An 18644-nucleotide genomic window follows, 5' to 3' on the forward strand; every position below is an offset into this window, starting at 1 on the left:
GGGGGTTTATTAGATGGGCGATATTAAAAACGTTCAGATTGGGGCGCAGAAACTCACATACAACGGCGAAGACTTGGGTCACACTAACGGCGGTTGTACGTTTGGTTATGAGCCTGAATTTGCCGACATTGTAGTTGATATGTACGGTACGACAGCCGCAGACAAAGCACTTATTGGTGAAATTGTACGTGTGACTGTTCCAATGGCGGAAGTAACCGTTGATAAATTTAAGAACGCTATTCCATCGGGTACTTTTGTTGAGGATTCCGCAAGTGGTAAGAAGAAATTACAGATCGGTTCGCAAGCAGGAAAGAAAATGTCTGACGTAGCGGCTGAATTAATCATGCACCCGTCATGGCTTCCTGAAAGCGACAAACAGTTTGATATTACACTTCATAAAGCAATTGCGGCGTCTGAAGTTGAACTTGAATATTCGAAGGACGAACAAGCGGTTTACGAAGTTGAATTTGTCGCAATCATTGACGAAAGCAAAGAAGACGGAAATTTACTTGCAACAATCGGTGATCCTGAAACTACTTCAGGTGATACTTCAACATCAACGTAATTGAATAACCCGCCTTTCGGGGCGGGCTTTATTATGAATTAACAAAATGGTTCGCAACCTAAAGCGAAAGGAATCGAATTACGAAAATTTATAACGAGGTGTTTAATAATGGAAGAGATTCAAAAAGCAATTGGAACAACGAAAGAAGTGGAACTTGGAAACGGCGAAATTGTTGAAGTTAAAAAGTTACCGCTAGGGAATTACGCTAAACTTCTTATGACATTGAAAAATATGCCTACGGACATTCTTAAAGACCTTCAAGGAATGGAAGGTAATTCAGACGAAGGTGCGATTCAATTGATCTTTGAAGTATTCGGAAAATCGTGGGAACAAATTATTGAAGTAATTGCTATTGGTTCAGGAATTACGAAGAAGCGTTTAAACGAAGATAACAACATTGGTCTTGATGGTGGGATTGCGCTTTTCTTAGCAATTTATGAAGTAAATAATCTTGAACAGGTAATTGGTCAAGTAAAAAACGTCATGAACCGTCCGAAAGAATAGAATCGGGCGGTGATTCCGAAACAACGGAATGGATTTTTGACATTATTCACTTCATGGCTTCAAATTATGGTTGGTCAAAAAGTGAAGTCCTTAACGAGTTATACCCTGACGAAATTAACTTTTATGTTACACGGGTTCAAAGGGATAGAACAAATGAACGGATAACTGAATTGGCTATAACGCAAAACCCGCATACAAAAGACCCTAGCAAATTACAGAAACAATTTGAAAAGGACTTGCAGAAGTCAGAAGGGCGTTCCTATATTGATAAAGAGAAAATGTCAAAAGAAGACGAAAAGCAATTGAAGGCAATAGCCCGTGAAATGCGTGAAAACGCAGAGAAGCGAGGGGGCTAAATGCCTTCTTTTTTTATCCAAAATTTCGGGGGTGTAAGTAATGGCTAGTGCGGGCGATATTGTAGCCAATTTAAAGTTAAAAGTAGATAATTTCAATTCAGGAATAGAAAACGCAGGAAGAAAAGCGAGCGAGTTTGGCGATAATTTTCAACGAACAGCCGATTCAATGAAGAATGTAGGCGCAGGTATGGCGGCAAGCGGGGCAGTAGTAGCGGCAGGTTTAGGCGGCGCAGTTAAAACAGCCGCAGACTTCGAAAGTTCTATGTCACGTGTAGGCGCACTATCAGGCGCAACTGGAAAAGAAATGCAATCTATGACGAATAAAGCGAAAGAACTCGGTGCGTCAACCGCTTATTCCGCAACAGAAGCGTCACAAGGTATGCAGGCGTTATCAATGGCAGGTTTTAGCGCACAGGAAACGGTTAGTTCGATGGGTGACGTTTTAAATATGGCGGCGGCAGGACAGATTGAACTTGGTAAAGCCGCAGATATTACGTCAAACGTTCTTTCAGGTTTCGGAATGAGCGCAGACCAAGCAGGACGGGCGTCAGACGTACTGGCGAAAACGTCCACGTCTTCAAATACGACTATCGCAGGTTTAGGTAATACGATGAAACAGGTTGCGCCAATAGCGGATTCCGTTGGTTGGTCGTTAGAATCCATGTCAGCGGCGGCGGGTAAAATGGGCGACGCAGGTATTGACGCTTCACAGGCGGGTACAATGCTACGTTCAGCCGTAACACGTCTTTCTGCCCCAACGAAAGCGGCGCAAAAAGAAATGGATAAATACGGTATTTCCGTGAAAAATGCTGACGGTTCGATGAAAACCCTTCCTGAAATCTTACAGCAGATGAAAACAGGATTTAAAGGCGTAGACAGTACGACACGGGCGGCGGCTATGTCCACGATTTTCGGTCAGGAAGCTATGTCGGGAATGATGAAACTAATGTCAGACCCGCAAGGTTTAAAAACGTACACACAGGAACTTAAAAACGCTGAAGGTACAGGAAAACGTATTGCTAACCAACAAATGAATAATCTGAACGGGGCAGTGAGAAAACTCGGTTCAGCGTTTGAAGGGGCTTCAATTGCAATAGGTTCTGCTTTAGTTCCCGCTATTACAAGGGTCGCTAAATGGCTTCAATCTATGCTTCAATGGTTCAACGGTTTAAGCACGTCTACGCAAAACTTTATTGCTATCGGAACAGCGTTAGCTTCCGTTCTTGCTATGGTTAGCGGTGCGGGATTGGTTGTCGTTGGTTTCCTTCCGCAATTAATCGCAGGGTTTAAATCCTTAGCACTCGTAGCAAGTACATTAAGGGCGGCGATAGCTGTTCTTTCTGTTTCACTGAAAGGGCTTATGTTCAATCCGATTGTTCTTGGTATCACGGCAGTTGTTGCCGCTATTGCGTTGTTAGTAACGAAAGGCGACGTAATGAAGGCGAAACTTGCTGAATGGGGCATAACGATGGAACTATTTCGTAAATATATCAACAAAGCGAAAAGTGCTATCGTAAGCCTTTGGAATAACTTCACGAATACAGCCGTTTTTGCCGTTATGTCTGAAATGATTATGAACTTAGTTCAACGTTTCAAAGATTTATATAACGCTATAAAAACAGCGGTCACTTCAGGAGACTTTACGCCGTTATTTGAAGCGGTTAAAAATCTTATTCCTATGATATTAAGTATTCTGATGGGTGGAATACCCCGTTTAATCATGATGGGGGCGCAGTTGATTCAAGGACTGACGCAAGGAACGAATCAATCCATGCCGCAACTCATTCAGAAAGCGGGTCAGGCTATTACGCAGTTCATTCAGCGAATACTGACGAAAATTCCGCAACTCATGCAGACAGGAATGAAATTTATAAAGAGCCTTGTAAGCGGGTTAACCGCCGCTATGCCGCAGTTCATGGCTTCGGTAACTCAAATAATGAACCAATTCGTAAACATGATTACAAGTTTACTTCCGAAGTTAATTCAGCAAGGTATGCAAATGCTTAAATCGCTTATGAACGGTTTAATGCAAGCTATGCCGCAAATAACTTCAACAGTAACGACGTTAATCACGACGATTGTAAACATGATTACGACTTTGCTTCCGCAAATACTCAACGTAGGTATTAAGTTGCTGACCACGTTAATTCAGGGTATCAGTCAGATTCTTCCGCAACTGACGACAACAGCGTTAAACGTAATTAATACGTTAGTTACAAATTTAACGTCAATGTTGCCGAAATTGCTTCAGGCAGGAATCCAAATACTGAATACCGTTATTAGCGGGATTACGCAAATGCTTCCGCAATTGATTAGCGCAGGAGTTCAAATACTAACTTCGTTACTCAACGGAATCACCAATGCGTTACCACAACTAATGTCTACGGCGACAACGATTATCACGAAATTAGTAACGACGCTGACGACACTTCTTCCGAAATTGATAGAAATTGGCATACAGGTTCTTACGACGCTGATCGACGGAATTACGCAAATGCTTCCGCAATTAGTTTCTGCGGCTTTAAATATTGTAACTTCGTTACTGAACGCTTTAGTTTCGAATTTACCTAAATTAGTCAACGCAGGAATAAAAATTCTAAATGCGGTAATCGACGGAATTATTCAGCTTCTTCCGCAGATTATACAGACGGCGGTTCAGGTACTAGATACGATTATTCAAACGGTAGTAAGCAATTTACCAATGATAATCGAAGCAGGTATAAAAATACTGAACTCTTTAATCGACGGAATTACCCAACTTCTTCCGCAGTTAATTTCTGCGGCAGTTGATTTAATCGTTTCAATTGTAGAAGCGTTGACTGGTGCGCTTCCGCAGATTATAGAAGCGGGTGTTCAAATTCTCACGGCGTTAATTGAGGGGATTTTACAGATACTTCCACAGTTGGTATCTGCGGCGATTGATTTAATTATTGCGATAGTAGACGCTTTAATTGGTGCGCTTCCGCAGATCATAGAAGCGGGGGTACAGTTGGTACTTGCTTTAATAGATGGAATTATCCAGATTCTTCCACAATTGGTGTCTGCGGCGATTGAATTGGTCACGGCTTTACTGGAAGCAATCCTTCAAGCCCTTCCTGAAATACTCAACGCAGGGGTCAAATTGATAGGTGCTTTAATTGAAGGCGTCCTTTCTTTAATAGGTGAAGTTGGAAGTGCGGCGTGGGATATTGCGACAAAAATATTCGACACAATTTCTGATATGGACTTAGTAGACGTAGGTAAAGACCTAATCCGTGGACTATGGAACGGTATCGGTTCAATGACGAATTGGGTTAAACGTAAGATAAGCGGATTTTCTGAAAGTGTACTGGACGGAATCAAAGGATTCTTTGACATTAATTCACCTTCGAAGGTATTCGACAGGGAAGTTGGTCAGAACTTGGTTCGTGGTATGAACGCAGGGATTCAGCGTCTTGCGAAAATGCCGCAGGGAACTATGAAGAGAGTAGCCGAAAACGTTATTGGCGGTGTAGACGCCGTTAAAAATGCTTTCAGTAGCATGGGCGGAATGACCGTATCAGCACCTAACGTTGGGAACATGCAAATGACAGGCGCAAGGTTGAACGACCTTTCAGAACGCAAAGGAGAAGATGGAAACGGTGGCGACAGTTACAACGCCCCACTTGTTAACGTTGACAGAATGGAAGTTCGTGACGAACAAGATACACGTAAGATTTCGAAAGAACTTTACAATATGCAACGGAATCGCAATCGGGCGAAAGGAGGTAGATAATCATGAACGGGTTCACGTTTGACGGCGTACATTCGGACGATCTTGGCGTTATTGTTAACAAAAAGAACGTTCCAATGTCGCCGCCCGTCAATGGGCGAACGCAAACGATAGACGGTTTTGACGGGGCATGGGATTACGGCGTTTCCTATGACCCCCGTGAAATCGACCTTGAATGTACGATATTTAAAACGGAAAAACGAACGATGAAAGACAATCTTCGTCAAATAGTAAAGGCGTTTAACCCACGTAAAGGGGCGAAAAAATTAGTATTCGACGATGAACCTGACAAATGTTATTTCGCAAGACTGGACGCCCAAGTTCCACTTGAACAGAAGGGGCAAATGGGAACGTTCACGATAGAATTAGTTTGTCCTGAACGCCCGCACACTTACGGCACAGACGAAAGAATTGGAACGTTTTCGAACGATCTTAATACGAGCCACGAAGGAACTCACGTAGCAAAACCAACGCTTACTATTACGCATAATGGCGGCGAAGGTGCTGTTACTTTAACGAGAAATGACGGGAATATTCTTGAATTGGCGTTATCCAGTTCTTCACCTTCAGGAGAATATGTTATTGACTGTACAGAGTACACGATACAAAAGAACGGCGAACCTGCTTATCAATACGTTACAGGAGATTATTTCGAAATGGACGAAGGCGAAAACTCTTTTGTAAATAGCGGTAATATTTCGCAGGTGAAAATTGCTTTTCGTGATACGTGGATATAAAACATCATATTGTTAAATGTTCGCTTGGTTTAATTGTCAAGTGAAGACAGTGATAGGCGTCTTCCATTGTGGAAGGCGTATTTTTTTTATGCGAAAGGGGGTGCAATTTTGGCAACTGAAAAAGCATTATTCACGAAAGATACTGATTTTCGTAACGTTGGATTCCCTGACTTTCCAATAAATCCTTACTTATACCATAACGGAAGTAAATGGGTTATAGATGGTAACGGCGGAGAATCATTCGAATATAGCAATGAACCCTTCATTGTGGACGGTGTAAGAGGTAACGCAACGGAAATGATTGGTAATTATGGAATCTTTAAACACGTGGGTATGCCCGCAAGTAATAAATATATGCTTTCGTTTTGGGTGAAGCCAAAACAGGAAGACTTGGAAACGTCTTGGACGATGTTGGCAACGAACAGGGGCGGTTTATCAGCGGGAGGTTACGCTTATTCGAATCAGGGCTTCCACGTAGCCATATACAATCAGGACAGCGTTGGGGGCGTTGGTACATTGAACGTAAGGCTATACGGTTCAGCTTCCGTAAACATGTATTCGTCACAGGGAGTGTATGGACGTGGAGACTTTAATTTTGAACCTAACGTTTGGTATCACATTTCCGTGATTTATGACCCTGACGCTGACTTTATTGTTAAGGCGTATGTTGACGGTGACGACGTGTTATTTACTTCGTCTGACCCTGACCCTACGGCGGGGTGGTCAAATTCATTGACGTTGGGCGATATGTTAGACACAAGTAATAGTTCACAGTATAAATTTCAGGGATATTTTGACGACCTTATTGTTTCATATGGAAGTGACGTTTGGAGTGCTTCAGGAGTACAACAGTATTACGACATTGTAGCCAATGGGCGTTATTTAGATTATGAAACGATTGGTGGAGAATTGCGGCTTGGTAAAACGTTAAGCGGCGATTACACGGCGACAAAACAAATATGGCAACCTGACGTAATTGATTTAGGAGAAAACGGCTTGACGGATTACGGGAAAATACAGATCGTTTCAGAAATCGCTGAAGGAACTTCTATAAATGTCGAATACCGTTTAAGCGACAGCAGTAGTTCATTCAGTGAATCGTGGAAACCAATAACGTCAGGCGGAATTATTAACGAAACGAATAAACGTTATTTACAGGTTAGGGCAATACTTGAATCAAATTACGTTGGAAACACGCCTATTCTTGAAGAAATTCAGATTTTGGATTTTGAAGAAGCTAAACGCATAAATTTAGCAGGGAAGCCGCTTCAACTTTATTTCGATATGGAAGAAGGGCTTATTTCAGCAGGAACGCTTAATTGGGCTTATGACGTAATCATTGAAGAAAAGATAAATGAAGAAGACATTCTTGAATTTAAACTTCCGCACAATGATAAAAAGTTGAAAGAAATAGGCGAAGACCCAGTTGAAATGCGTGTGATTATTGGAAATAGGAATTACGTTGTGAAGGAATTAAAGAAAGTCAGAGGGGAAAGGGGCGCAATTCACGTGTTATTTACATGTGAAGCGTTATGGACGGAATTAGGCGATTGGTACGTTCAGGGGCTAGACGAAACAGCCGTTAACGCATTAACAGCCGTAAAAGCGATAGTTGATAACGTAGTTAGGGAAGAAGGCGACCCTGAATTTGACTGGACGATTGGACGGATAGAAACGGACGGAAGGAAACGTTCAATTAGCGCAGAATGGAAAAACGTGCTTGAACTTATGCAAGAAGTACAGGACACGTGGGGCGGCGAACTAAAATTTGATACCGATACAAAGACAATCAATTTAGTTAAGCGGCTAGGCAAAGACACGGGTATTCGTTTCTATCACAAAAAGAACGTGAAGGAAATTGAACGTCATATTGATACGTATGATCTGAAAACACGTATCTATCCAGTAGGAAAAGGCGAACTTGATATTACGACAGTTAACGACGGCGTTCCCTACATTGAAAACTTCGAATGGGTTGAAAAGTTAGGGCTACGTAAGAAGGTTATTCCGTACCGCTTCAAAGATGATCGTTATACGATTCCTGAAAATTTAAAGGAAGACGCTGAAGCGATTTTAAATGACAGGGCGAAACCGAAAATAAGCTATGTCGCAGATATACAAGATTTATCCGTATTGTCAGGACACGAACATGAAGCGTTTGAACTTGGTGATTCCTTAGCAATCGTTGACAAGGAACTTATGGAGGACGATTTACCGCAAAGAGTTGTTCGACGTAATTGGGATGTTCATAAGCCCGAAAACTCAACCGTCGAACTTTCAGAACCGCAGAAAACATTACAGGATATTGAGAGTAGGGCAGTGGACGATGACAGTCAGGACTTAGAAGAATCTGACCCGCTATCTCAAACAGACGCCCAACAAATGACCGTATTTAATCAACTGTTAAATTCACGGGCTGACGAAGGCATAAGTGCCGATTGGGTTCAGGTAGGAACAGATTTCGATATAGCAAATGCAGGGTTTTCGGGAGATTGGTCTTTTGTAGTAACGCCAAAATTCGACAAAACCGCTTCCTTAACGCAAGAAGTTCAGGGCGTAGCACACCGTTCAGCTTACACGGTATCAGCCGCCGTTGCGACGGAAGGCGATATTACAAGGGGCGGAAGTGAAGACGCCTTTGTTGGAATTAAAGTAAATGTCTATTACGAAGACTCCCCCGAAGAACCTGAAACGCATTACTTGGCTATACCTGACGTAACAAGCGCAGAAGAAAGTAGCGGAGGTGAAACCTAATATGGCATTGAGAGCGTCCAGTTTTGACGTTATATCGAAGCAAATAGACATTGACAGAACTAAACGTATTCAACGAATCGAAGTTTCCCTTGAATCCACAAATTCGGGGAAACCTGACGATTCTGACAGTACGGAAACGCCAAAAGTTTATATTTCTGACGTTATGCTTCAGGGCGGTACAGTAGCGACTTCGTGGGTTGGTCACGTTTCCGAAATTCAGTGGTCGTTGGGTAACGTATGAGCGACGTTCCAACGCTTCAAGATTGGGTTCGATTTCATGGAACGTTTAACCCTGACCCTGAACGTCATGTTGAGAAAGTCGAATTTGAGGTTGAAGCAAACGACGCTGTTTCGTCTACTGACGGCATAGATCGTAACCCCGTATATTTTACGGATATTCAATTTCAAAGTGGAAATGTGCTTACAGGTTGGACGCCTAACACGAAGGAAATGATGAAACAACTAACGTGGACAGACGACGAAAAGCAGAACGTAGCAAGTCCGAATGAATTTGAAGGGAACGAACCAACGGTATATGAAAACGTCAAAAAACGTTGGTTCAATCTCATGGGGCGTGGAAATACGACGCTTGTCGTACCGAATTACCTTCCTGAAGATTGGGAAGTTCCTATTCTTCCGACAGGGTTGGACATTACGCTTTACCCTAAAGAAGATTTCGATTTATGTCGTGTATGTACGGAAGCGGGAACGAAATTGCCTGAAGAAGAATGGCATTATAAAGATATTATCGACGAATATCGAGAAAAAGAAGAACGTGGTGGGGGTTACGCTGAATATCGAAACCTTCAACGTGTTTTATCGCTTTTCGAAGATCACCCGCTTCATTATCGTCATACAAGAGAAATGTGGTTCGAAGGCGCAGAAGCAGGAACGGAAATCCTTGTACACGCTAATACGAGAATTGCACGTGTAGGTGACAATTATCTTGATCTTATCCAACGCAAGCCGCTTGATCTAAATGGCTATACGTACCCTGTTCAAATTGAAGGGAACAAATTCTTAATTGCACCAAAAGGTTCGACCCGTTTCCGTGTAGAGTTCTACAAAAAGAAAACACTCGAATTAATTACGGAAGACGAAGATGGTAACAGAGTCAAGAAAGAATATTCTTATTTAGAAGACGTAGGCGTTGGATTTCACGGTTACGCTTCATTTTTCCAATGGACTTACGGACGTGAACAATATTAATTCAGAAAGGGGGTTAAAGTATGGAAAAGAATGATCGTCGTCTTATGACGTGGACATGGCAGGGTGCTGAACCTGATGGTTCTTATCGTCGTTCCCTTAACCAATACCATGATCGAATATATTCCATTGGTCTTCATGAGTTTGGTATAGATAGCGACGGCAAAATATATGACTATCGTAGTGAAGGTTATTACTTTGAAGCAGACGGCGACAGTATTGTTCATACGGGTCAACGTTGCCCTTCACCAATTGAACAAGACCTAATTGACTTCCCTGATATGAATTGGTATTTACAGTTTATTATTCCGTTCCAATGGAACACAGTGAAAACCGTACTTGCGAATAATACCACGAACAACGAAGGGAGACTTCCGCAAGATCAATTAATTCTTGAACTGAACGAAGTCGTTAACGTTTATAACGAATCCAGTGACGGCGTTCCTTTAAATATTGTAGGCGTAGAAATCGACTTTGAGGGTTCAATGACCGCAGACCCAAACGCAAGCGGATATGACCAACGTTATATTCAATTACTGGAACGTATAAAGAACGAAGTATGTATTCCGAATGAAAAGAAATTACGTATTAACACTTACGGAATGTGGGGCGAACAGCTTCCGTATTATTATCGTTTCCATAATTACCGCTTATTTGCGGAATCAGAAGACAAAAACGGAAATGCCACGATAGACGAAATGCAATGTATGACGTATGACTTCCATTGGGCGGGTTCTGCCGCAGGTGCTTCAACGCCTATATGGTGGCTTACAGACGTATGTGAATGGATAGACGAAATTGTTGGTCGTAATCCTAACGCAAAGTTACGTAAAGAAAATGTTTACGTCGGGGCGGCAGGTTACGGACACAGGTGGGGTATGCACGACGAAAGCGTTGTTCAAAGAGGTTCAACGATTACGTATCTTCAATTATTGGACTGGCAGAATGGACGTTACAAACATTATCACAGAAAGCAGGAAGACGTAGACGGTGACGGAAACGACGAAACGGTTTTTGTTTATGAACCGCAAGATTATTTGCCGTTTGCTTCAGAAGAAGACGCCGAATCCTTAAACGAAATCATGTACCCGCACGTTTATGATCTTTTTGAACCGAAATATGCGAAAATCTTAGAACAGAATAATGGTTCTTCTACCGCTACAAAGGACGAATATAATCGACTTGAATATATTACAACCTTTTCGAAACAACAAATTCCTACTTGGACAAACATTCATGAAATAGCGAATACGCCTGACAACGTAACAGGAAAAGCGTTCGCTGTTAACCCGCCTGACGGAGTAAGTGAGCAATCAGCTTATTCTGAAAGACGTAAATATAACAAAAATCTTGACCCTGAAACTTTAGATTTTGGTCATTCTGTTAAGACGGTTAACGGACAAAATGAAGTATTTGTTGGATATGAATTTGTTCACCCTATATGGACACCAACCAGTGACGGTTCAGCTTGCTATCAAGAACGAGTGCCTGAAGGCGTTGTTGAGTATAAGGTAAATGTTCCCGCTTCAGGAAGTTATAAGATCGTAGCCATGACTTCTTTTTCTTGGTATGACCAAATGACCCTTGTCGGAAGTGTTAACAGTACAAGTATGGTTATAGGAGGGGAAAACACAGAAGAATGGTATCCGTTTGTTCTTAAAGGTTCGCATTGGTTCGATTGCGGATTTTTTGAGTTAAACGCAGGGGAAAATACTATTTCTGTTACTGGCAACGGAAGCACAGAGCAAACGCCTATTTTTGGCTTCATTGTTTGCGACGATTTTGACCAAAACTTTTCAGGCGGTGAAATTGATCTTCCGACGAATCTTCAGCCGTTAAAAGCGAAATCAGAAACGGATTTTGAAGAAGATAGCGAAGGAAATGTTCAACCGCCGAAAGACGCCTATTTTCCCGATAAGTTAGCGTTAGCGGCTAAAATGCTACGCCGTGACGCCCGCCCTGTTATTTTGTGGGAGGATAACTTTCAATCTTATTACGAAGACGAACGAAGTTATAACGACGACCCGCAACCTATGCTTCAGAATACGACGTATTACCGTTCTATTGAACGTGATTACAGAGTAGAGGGCGCAGGGAGTAATTTAGACACGGACGCAGACGGTGAACCTGTTTGTTTTTCAGACGCCCGTAATGTTGGTTTTACTACGGGAGAATGGCAGATTGCCTTAGACGAAAGCAATACGGTTGTCGTTGATTATGATTCTTCCGCTTCAGCGCAATTGGCACTTTCAAAGAAATGGACGGGGAATATTCAGGTGGAATCGAACATTAAAATTCTTCGTGGAAAAATGGCAGGTATTCGTTTCATGGCACAGGAAGAAGGTAGCGTTGCTGACGGTTATGCGCTTCGTGTGAACTTAGAAAAAGAATATTCGTTCACTAATACCAACGGACAGACAATCACAGGCACAGGCGTTACAGAACTTGTACTTGAAGATATGGAGTACAACGAAGAAACGGGCGAATGGGATTATACCGAAACGATTGTTGCACGTCAGCCAGTCGGAAATATCAATTTAGGAGATACCGTTTCGTTTATGGCACGTTGGATTGAAGACGAATGTCAGCTTTCCGTGAACGGTCTTGACGTATTCATTGAAGATAACGAAACGATTGAGGGCGAAAATCAAACGAAGGTTTTCGTTAATAATGGCGACGTTGATCCGACAAACGGAAAAGTTACACTTCAACGTCAATCAGGTTCTTGCGGAATATACGCTTGGGATAGCCATATTCAATCAACGTTATTCGCTGTTTCGTCGCTTGATCGTTGGGAAACGATGGAAAAGTTTGAAGTAGACATTGACGGCGAAACACGTGAATACGGGCGGATTGCACGAAGCGGCTACGATTTCGACCATTACGGTTATTTGATTTATACGGGAATGGACGAAACAGAAACACGTGACCAAGCACCTTCAGACGGAGGTACAGCGAATACAGGCGATGATATGGGAAGTCAACTATCCTATGAGCCTGACGAAGTTTCGCTTGATTATGAAATTACGGTTGACGAATGGGAATCGTGGCAGGGAAGTAAAAATGTCAGGGTTCGCCTAAAAGACGCAGGGGTTTGGTTCGGTCAGGCGTTAATAGGTGATCGAAACGGAATGTCCGTCCTATGGGTTGGTGACGCTGAATCTTTCCTTCGTACTATGAATATAGCGGTTAATGATTACGGATTAAAAGGCGTCGGACTTTGGACGATGGGTTACGAAGACCCCCGCATGTTCGAAATGATTCCTAAAGTACAACCGAAATATCGCAGTTAAGGAGGGGGTTATAATGAATGAGTGAAATTGTTTTCGCTGAAGCGGCGAAACAAGGTCTTTGGGCTTTGTTATACGTCGCTTTATTTTATTACACACTAAAGGAAAACAGGCGTCAGCAGGAAATAGCGAAAGAGCGTGAAAACAAGTTACGGGAAGAATACCAAGAACTTCGAAAGGAGAGTTTGGAACGTGAAACGAAGCTGACGGAATTTATAACAAACATTTCCAACCAATTCGAACGTTTGGCTACGGGGGTAGAACGATTAGCTGAAGACGTTGACGATATTAAAGACGAATTGCACTTAAAGACGGAAGTGAAACGGCGAAAACGTGAATGGAGACAAGAAAAAGAAGAAAAAGAAACCGAAAGGAGGTATGAAAAATGATGATCGAAATGGGAATTATTATCGCAGTTATTACGGCATTGGGTGAGGGCATTAAGAAAGCGGGCGTACCAAAGAAATTCATGCCAGTCGTTTCTATCGTACTAGGCGTTACAGGGGGCTTGTTTTTCGTAGACGGTGACGTTGCTAATCAGGTCTTCTACGGCGTCGCTATGGGATTAGGCGCAAGCGGGTTGTTTGATATTTCGAAGGTTAAAAACACCTTTGGAAATAGTAAAAAAGTTAAATCCGTATCAGGAAAATAAGGATTAAAATTCCCGTTGGGCTTTTGCCTGACGGGTCATATTTTTACATATTTGAATTTAAGTAATTAAAACAAGTTTACTTGTAAATAAATTTACGTTTTGGTATATTCGAGTTTGAATTAACAATCTGTTAAAAGGAGATATAATTACATGGCTAAAAAACCGTTTTCCGTTAGAGTGGAAGCTGACGTAGTTAAGAGATTTAAAGCAATAGCAACAGTAAAGAATATAGACAGCGCACAAATGTTATCTGAAATGTTGGTTAGAGAAGAAACAGAATTAAGTGAAGAAGAACATCAAGCCTATTTACAATTAATGAGTATATGGAAAGATTGATAATTATTTTATTCAAAAATTATATAAGTACCATCTATATTAGATCATTAAATAATTCAAAGATAAGTCTATATTGATAAGATTGAGAGTGTCATAAATGAGAATGTTAACAATAACAAAAACAATAATGATTATGTAAAAGCAAAAACTAATTATAAAACTTATATACTTATATTCGATTTTAAAGGCGTCTTCCTTAACGGGAAGGCGTCTTTTTTTTGTCTATACGAGAATACTAACAAACACTTGTTCGCATTTCAAACTTTTTTAAAAGAATTTTATCGAACATGTCACATTCAGGGGGTTGTGAAAAACACGTTACTTTGTAAGCCAAAAAATACGATCAATGCGTTTTTCGCTATTACAAATAAGAGTGTCGTCATTTCAATGCTTATGTGACGCATGATCGGCAAATTCAGGGAGGAATTTTCGTGTTTTACAAAGTGGACATTGAATCAATCAAAAACGGATTAATTAAAGAGGTAGGTGGCGTTAAACATTTCGCTGTTCTTTCAATAATCGCTTCTTATGCGAACGACAAAGGTGAAGCGTTCCCTAGTCAGGACACAATTGGCGAACTTATTGGATTTACACGAAAAACCGTGAACGGCGTCATTAAAGACTTACGGTCAACAGACGTTGAAGGCGAACCTGTTCTTCAAATTCTTCAGGAGAAAACGGCTAAAGGACGACGTAACAAATACGTTCTTTCGCAGAAACTAGGTCTTCATTTTGGGAAAACGGGTGTAACGCAAACAGAAGGGGTTGTAACGGAACAAGGAAGTGGGGTTGTAACGGAGAGGTTACAAGAACTAGAAAGAACTACTGAACAAGAACCAAGTAACAAGAGCCAAGAACAAGAAAGTATTGTCTTCGACAATGCGAAAGACGTTGTTAATTACTTCCGTAACAAATACTTCGACAAGTACGAAGAAACGTATCAACCGAATTGGGGTCGTGACGCCGCCATGATTAAAAATAAATTGTTAAAGACGTACACGGACGAAGAAATAAAAACGATCTTGGACACAGTGTTTTCTGAATATGACCAACGTTGGGCGAACGACAAGTTTCCACGTCCTACGATTGGACAACTTTGTTCATGGCTTGGAAATAAAGCGTTAGGCGTAGCGGATTCATTACAGAAGCAGGAAGAAAACGTTGAAGCGGAATCCGAAAAATATAATTACGATGAATCACATTATGACGCTTTACTTGAAAGTTTAGATTAAAAATTTATTGTTACGTGTCACAAAAACGGCTTCCTGAAACACAGGCTAAATTGTATAGCCATTTTACCCAACGGAAGGTGATTATTCATGTGTAAAGCAAAAGAAATTAAACGTAAGCGAAACTTTAAAAACACAGTTTAAACGAAAGGGGGATTCACGAAATGACGCTTGAAGATAAATGTTTGTTAGCACCTTATTGTTCGAAAGCGGGAAATCCTACGTTTTGTAATCACGGTTGTTTCCCGTTCACCCGTATGCATGGAGTTAATGAAAACGGCGGATTGTTAGCAGTTGCGAACATTCCCGCTAAATATAAAAATACGACGCTTCAGACGTTGCCGTTCGAAGAAGATAATCCGAAAGCGTATCAGTACATTCAGAAATACGCCGCAAAAATCGAACAACGAATTGACGATGGTTTTGGGCTTTACTTGTTTGGCGTTCCTTCGAAAGAGAATCCGAAAGGAACAGGAACAGGAAAAACGACGGCGGCGGTTGCTATCACGATAGAGTATTTACGTCAGCGGGCGATTTCAGAAGCAAAACAGGAACGTTCGATTGATAAAGAACCCGCCTTCTTTATGAAAATGGCAAAGTTTCAGAATGTCTATAATTCGCAATATCGAGGTTCAGCGGAAAATAAAGAACTGAATGGCGATAAATACGACAGCTTGAAACAGAAAATGATGAACGTTGATCTTCTTGTACTGGACGACATTGGTCTTCGTGGAATGACGGAAGCGTTTATTAACGAAGTTTACGAAATTATAGATGAACGAGATACAAACGAACGGGCGACAATATTCACTTCTAACGTTCCAAGAGACACGATTCACACAATGCTAGGCGAACAGGTTGCTTCCCGTATCGAAGGAATGACGCAAGCACTACCGTTTAAAGGCAAAGATCACCGTAAAAAGTCGTTGTGATTTAAGAAGGGGGTTTTCTTCAATGGTTGAAGAACAAATTATATCGAAAATACTGGATAACAACGATGTTCATTCCGTATTGAAGTACAACGTTAATAAAGAGGATTTTCAACGTCATGGTGAAGTATTCGACTATATAGTTGATTACCGTAAGAAGTACGGGGCTTGTCCTGACGTTGAAACAGTCGTTTCGGAATTTCAGAATTTCGACTATCAAGAAGCCGTTCATGAACCGTTTAAAGGACTGGCTTCACGGATTAAAAAACAGTCAGCTAAACGTCAATCATTCGAAATGCTTCAGATGGAAGCGAAACAAAAGTATAAGAGTTTAGAAGGCGACGAATTTATTACGTGGCTTGGTGAGCGAACGAAGCAGATCGAACGGGAAACATCAACGGACTTTTCAGCAGGAACGAATTTCGCTGTTAACGGAAAGGAAAGAAAACAAAGATACGAAGAAGCGAAAGAAACACGCACTCAACGTTACATTCCGTTTCCTTACAACGCCCTGAACGACAAAATGGCAGGAATGGAATTAGGCGACTATATTCTTCTTATGGCTTATACGAATAGAGGGAAAAGTTGGATTGCTACGGACTTAGGTCGTCAATCATGGCGTTCAGGTTTTGGCGTTCTGCATTATTCACCTGAATTGTCGAAAGCACAGCAGGAAAGCCGTATTGATACGATAGACGGCAAATTTAACAATTCCGACTTACGCCGTGGACAACTGGAAAACGAACAAGATTATTACGACTACTTGGAACAGTTTGATCTTTCAGAAGAAGAACAAACGCCTTATATCGTTAAGACAATGGAAGACCTACCGAAAGGCTTAACTATTGACGCAATAGAAGCTGACCTTGAAATGAATCCAAACGTATCAATGGTAATCATCGACGGCTTTAATTTAATGGCACACAGCGGCGGAGGGAAGTCCAACCGTGACGCCATGAGTAACACTTCGAGACAACTTCGACAACTTTTCGGTAAATACGGGGTCGTTGGTCTTGTCGTTCACCAAACACCTACTTCAGCGGAAAAGGAAAACAAAGAAGACGACGACGAAGGGGAACGGGTTGTAAGACCGCCTTCCGTCGATCAGTATTCCGAAACAATAGCAGTCGTTCAGGACGCCGCAACCGTTCTTACATTCGATCAGCATGACGGAATTGGAAAATTGCTAGTTGCTAAATGTCGTGAACCTGCCGTTGGGGAAGTCGTGGACTTACATTGTGATTTCAATAGGGGAATTATCGGAGAACCCGACTTGACCGCACGTTTCTAATGCGGTCTTGATTTTTAGGAGGGAATAACGTGGTCATTATAAAAGACAAGGAACTTCCTGTTAACGTATCAGCCGAAATTGAAGATTACGAATGGGAACGTCCTAACTGGAAAGAAAATCGCTTAATCGCCTGTTCCCCGTTTCGTGACGAAAAGCACCCGTCCTTTGCGGTTAACTTGGAAAATGGAACGTTCATAGATAGTGGGAACGATGATAGCGAATGGCAGAAAGGAAACTTCGTCAAGTTGCTTTCCTTTATCCGTAATGAAACGTATGAAGAAACGGAAGAATATCTTCTTGCTATGTATTCGCCTGATTACGGCGAAGTGGAAAATTTCAAACTGGATTTCGACGACTGGCATACGGAAGAAGAAAATAACCATGTATTCGATAAAGACGATCTGAAGCCGTATCTTTACAAGCACCCGTACTTAGAACGGAGAGGGATTCCGTTTAACGTACAGCGGGCGTTTGACGTGGGCTATGACCCTAATACGAAATCAATCGTTCTTGTATGGCACGATTTGAATGGAAATATCGTTTCATGGAAGCACAGACACGTTCATAATAAACAGTTTTGGTACGTGAAGGGCGGTCAACCTATCCGTAACCATTTATATGGAATACATTGGGTTGTACGTAGGAAAAAAGACACCGTTTGGATAGTTGAAAGTGAAATTGACGCTTTAACGTTATGGTCGAACGGTATAGCGGCGGTAGCAATCGGAACGTCTTTCATGACTACGGCGAAGCGGAATTTACTTTTAAAGGCTGATATAAAGAAATTGGTAATTGCTACGGATAATGATAAGCAAGGCAGGAAAGCAAGACATTCGATAGTAGATCAGCTTGCAGGGCTTATTGAACTCGAAGAAGTTGATTGGACGGGCGTTCCCGACGGAATAACCGACATTAACGAAGCACGAAACGAAATTAATAATATGGAAACACATGGAATTAACGTCTTTGATTGGTAATAATCAAGGACGTTTTTCTATTTGAAGCACGTCCAAACTATATTTTACGGGAAAAGTGGTCACTTCG

General features: G+C 41.6%; 16 protein-coding genes. All 16 read left to right on the plus strand.

The window, feature by feature from the left end; genetic code table 11:
- Nucleotides 1-13: 13 nt before the first annotated feature.
- On the plus strand, nucleotides 14-565 hold the full coding sequence (locus CHL76_RS02215) for a hypothetical protein (protein ID WP_094907751.1): 552 nt from the start codon (nucleotides 14-16) through the stop codon (nucleotides 563-565).
- A 108-nt stretch (nucleotides 566-673) separates the two neighbouring features.
- The gene (locus tag CHL76_RS02220) at nucleotides 674-1069 is read left to right on the plus strand and encodes a hypothetical protein (RefSeq protein ID WP_094907752.1); all 396 of its coding nucleotides are present in this window, start codon (nucleotides 674-676) and stop codon (nucleotides 1067-1069) included.
- 53 nt (nucleotides 1070-1122) lie between these two features.
- A complete protein-coding gene (locus CHL76_RS02225; protein WP_094907753.1) occupies nucleotides 1123-1425 on the plus strand; it encodes a hypothetical protein in 303 nt (100 codons plus the stop codon).
- A 40-nt stretch (nucleotides 1426-1465) separates the two neighbouring features.
- Complete coding sequence (locus tag CHL76_RS02230; RefSeq protein WP_094907754.1) at nucleotides 1466-5179, plus strand: phage tail tape measure protein; 3714 nt, start codon at nucleotides 1466-1468, stop codon at nucleotides 5177-5179.
- 2 nt (nucleotides 5180-5181) lie between these two features.
- Nucleotides 5182-5913 (plus strand): distal tail protein Dit, encoded by a 732-nt coding sequence (locus CHL76_RS02235; protein WP_094907755.1) that lies wholly within the window; start codon nucleotides 5182-5184, stop codon nucleotides 5911-5913.
- 108 nt (nucleotides 5914-6021) lie between these two features.
- Nucleotides 6022-8667, plus strand: a complete 2646-nt coding sequence (locus CHL76_RS02240) for a phage tail protein (RefSeq protein ID WP_094907756.1) — start codon at nucleotides 6022-6024, stop codon at nucleotides 8665-8667.
- A 1-nt stretch (nucleotide 8668) separates the two neighbouring features.
- A complete protein-coding gene (locus CHL76_RS02245) occupies nucleotides 8669-8908 on the plus strand; it encodes a hypothetical protein (RefSeq protein ID WP_094907757.1) in 240 nt (79 codons plus the stop codon).
- A complete protein-coding gene (locus CHL76_RS02250) occupies nucleotides 8905-9876 on the plus strand; it encodes a hypothetical protein (protein WP_094907758.1) in 972 nt (323 codons plus the stop codon). Before CHL76_RS02245 ends, CHL76_RS02250 begins: the two co-directional genes overlap by 4 nt.
- A gap of 20 nt (nucleotides 9877-9896) precedes the next feature.
- Nucleotides 9897-13166: a glycoside hydrolase family 18 protein gene (locus CHL76_RS02255; RefSeq protein ID WP_094907759.1), complete on the plus strand. Its 3270-nt coding sequence runs from the start codon at nucleotides 9897-9899 to the stop codon at nucleotides 13164-13166.
- 17 nt (nucleotides 13167-13183) lie between these two features.
- Nucleotides 13184-13552 carry a BhlA/UviB family holin-like peptide gene (locus tag CHL76_RS02260; RefSeq protein ID WP_094907760.1) on the plus strand — a complete coding sequence of 123 codons (369 nt, stop codon included), beginning with the start codon at nucleotides 13184-13186 and terminating at the stop codon, nucleotides 13550-13552.
- Nucleotides 13549-13815, plus strand: a complete 267-nt coding sequence (locus CHL76_RS02265) for a holin (RefSeq protein WP_094907761.1) — start codon at nucleotides 13549-13551, stop codon at nucleotides 13813-13815. Before CHL76_RS02260 ends, CHL76_RS02265 begins: the two co-directional genes overlap by 4 nt.
- A gap of 150 nt (nucleotides 13816-13965) precedes the next feature.
- On the plus strand, nucleotides 13966-14151 hold the full coding sequence (locus CHL76_RS02270; protein WP_094907762.1) for a hypothetical protein: 186 nt from the start codon (nucleotides 13966-13968) through the stop codon (nucleotides 14149-14151).
- 431 nt (nucleotides 14152-14582) lie between these two features.
- Nucleotides 14583-15383, plus strand: a complete 801-nt coding sequence (locus CHL76_RS02275; RefSeq protein WP_158219034.1) for a helix-turn-helix domain-containing protein — start codon at nucleotides 14583-14585, stop codon at nucleotides 15381-15383.
- Between the two features lie 254 nt (nucleotides 15384-15637).
- Nucleotides 15638-16312, plus strand: a complete 675-nt coding sequence (locus tag CHL76_RS02280; RefSeq protein ID WP_198951233.1) for an ATP-binding protein — start codon at nucleotides 15638-15640, stop codon at nucleotides 16310-16312.
- A gap of 22 nt (nucleotides 16313-16334) precedes the next feature.
- A complete protein-coding gene (locus tag CHL76_RS02285; RefSeq protein WP_094907765.1) occupies nucleotides 16335-17600 on the plus strand; it encodes a DnaB-like helicase C-terminal domain-containing protein in 1266 nt (421 codons plus the stop codon).
- 29 nt (nucleotides 17601-17629) lie between these two features.
- On the plus strand, nucleotides 17630-18577 hold the full coding sequence (locus CHL76_RS02290) for a toprim domain-containing protein (RefSeq protein ID WP_094907766.1): 948 nt from the start codon (nucleotides 17630-17632) through the stop codon (nucleotides 18575-18577).
- Nucleotides 18578-18644: the final 67 nt, after the last annotated feature.

This window comes from Marinococcus halophilus (assembly GCF_002265875.1).
GTDB lineage: Bacteria > Bacillota > Bacilli > Bacillales > Marinococcaceae > Marinococcus > Marinococcus halophilus.

Bases quoted from the DNA above. Each gene is read 5' to 3' on its own strand.
- CHL76_RS02265 (WP_094907761.1), top strand. From the start codon at position 13,549: ATGATGATCGAAATGGGAATTATTATCGCAGTTATTACGGCATTGGGT.
- CHL76_RS02215 (WP_094907751.1), top strand. From the start codon at position 14: ATGGGCGATATTAAAAACGTTCAGATTGGGGCGCAGAAACTCACATAC.
- CHL76_RS02230 (WP_094907754.1), top strand. From the start codon at position 1,466: ATGGCTAGTGCGGGCGATATTGTAGCCAATTTAAAGTTAAAAGTAGAT.
- CHL76_RS02260 (WP_094907760.1), top strand. From the start codon at position 13,184: ATGAGTGAAATTGTTTTCGCTGAAGCGGCGAAACAAGGTCTTTGGGCT.
- CHL76_RS02225 (WP_094907753.1), top strand. From the start codon at position 1,123: ATGGCTTCAAATTATGGTTGGTCAAAAAGTGAAGTCCTTAACGAGTTA.
- CHL76_RS02220 (WP_094907752.1), top strand. From the start codon at position 674: ATGGAAGAGATTCAAAAAGCAATTGGAACAACGAAAGAAGTGGAACTT.
- CHL76_RS02270 (WP_094907762.1), top strand. From the start codon at position 13,966: ATGGCTAAAAAACCGTTTTCCGTTAGAGTGGAAGCTGACGTAGTTAAG.
- CHL76_RS02235 (WP_094907755.1), top strand. From the start codon at position 5,182: ATGAACGGGTTCACGTTTGACGGCGTACATTCGGACGATCTTGGCGTT.
- CHL76_RS02280 (WP_198951233.1), top strand. From the start codon at position 15,638: ATGCATGGAGTTAATGAAAACGGCGGATTGTTAGCAGTTGCGAACATT.
- CHL76_RS02250 (WP_094907758.1), top strand. From the start codon at position 8,905: ATGAGCGACGTTCCAACGCTTCAAGATTGGGTTCGATTTCATGGAACG.
- CHL76_RS02255 (WP_094907759.1), top strand. From the start codon at position 9,897: ATGGAAAAGAATGATCGTCGTCTTATGACGTGGACATGGCAGGGTGCT.
- CHL76_RS02285 (WP_094907765.1), top strand. From the start codon at position 16,335: ATGGTTGAAGAACAAATTATATCGAAAATACTGGATAACAACGATGTT.
- CHL76_RS02245 (WP_094907757.1), top strand. From the start codon at position 8,669: ATGGCATTGAGAGCGTCCAGTTTTGACGTTATATCGAAGCAAATAGAC.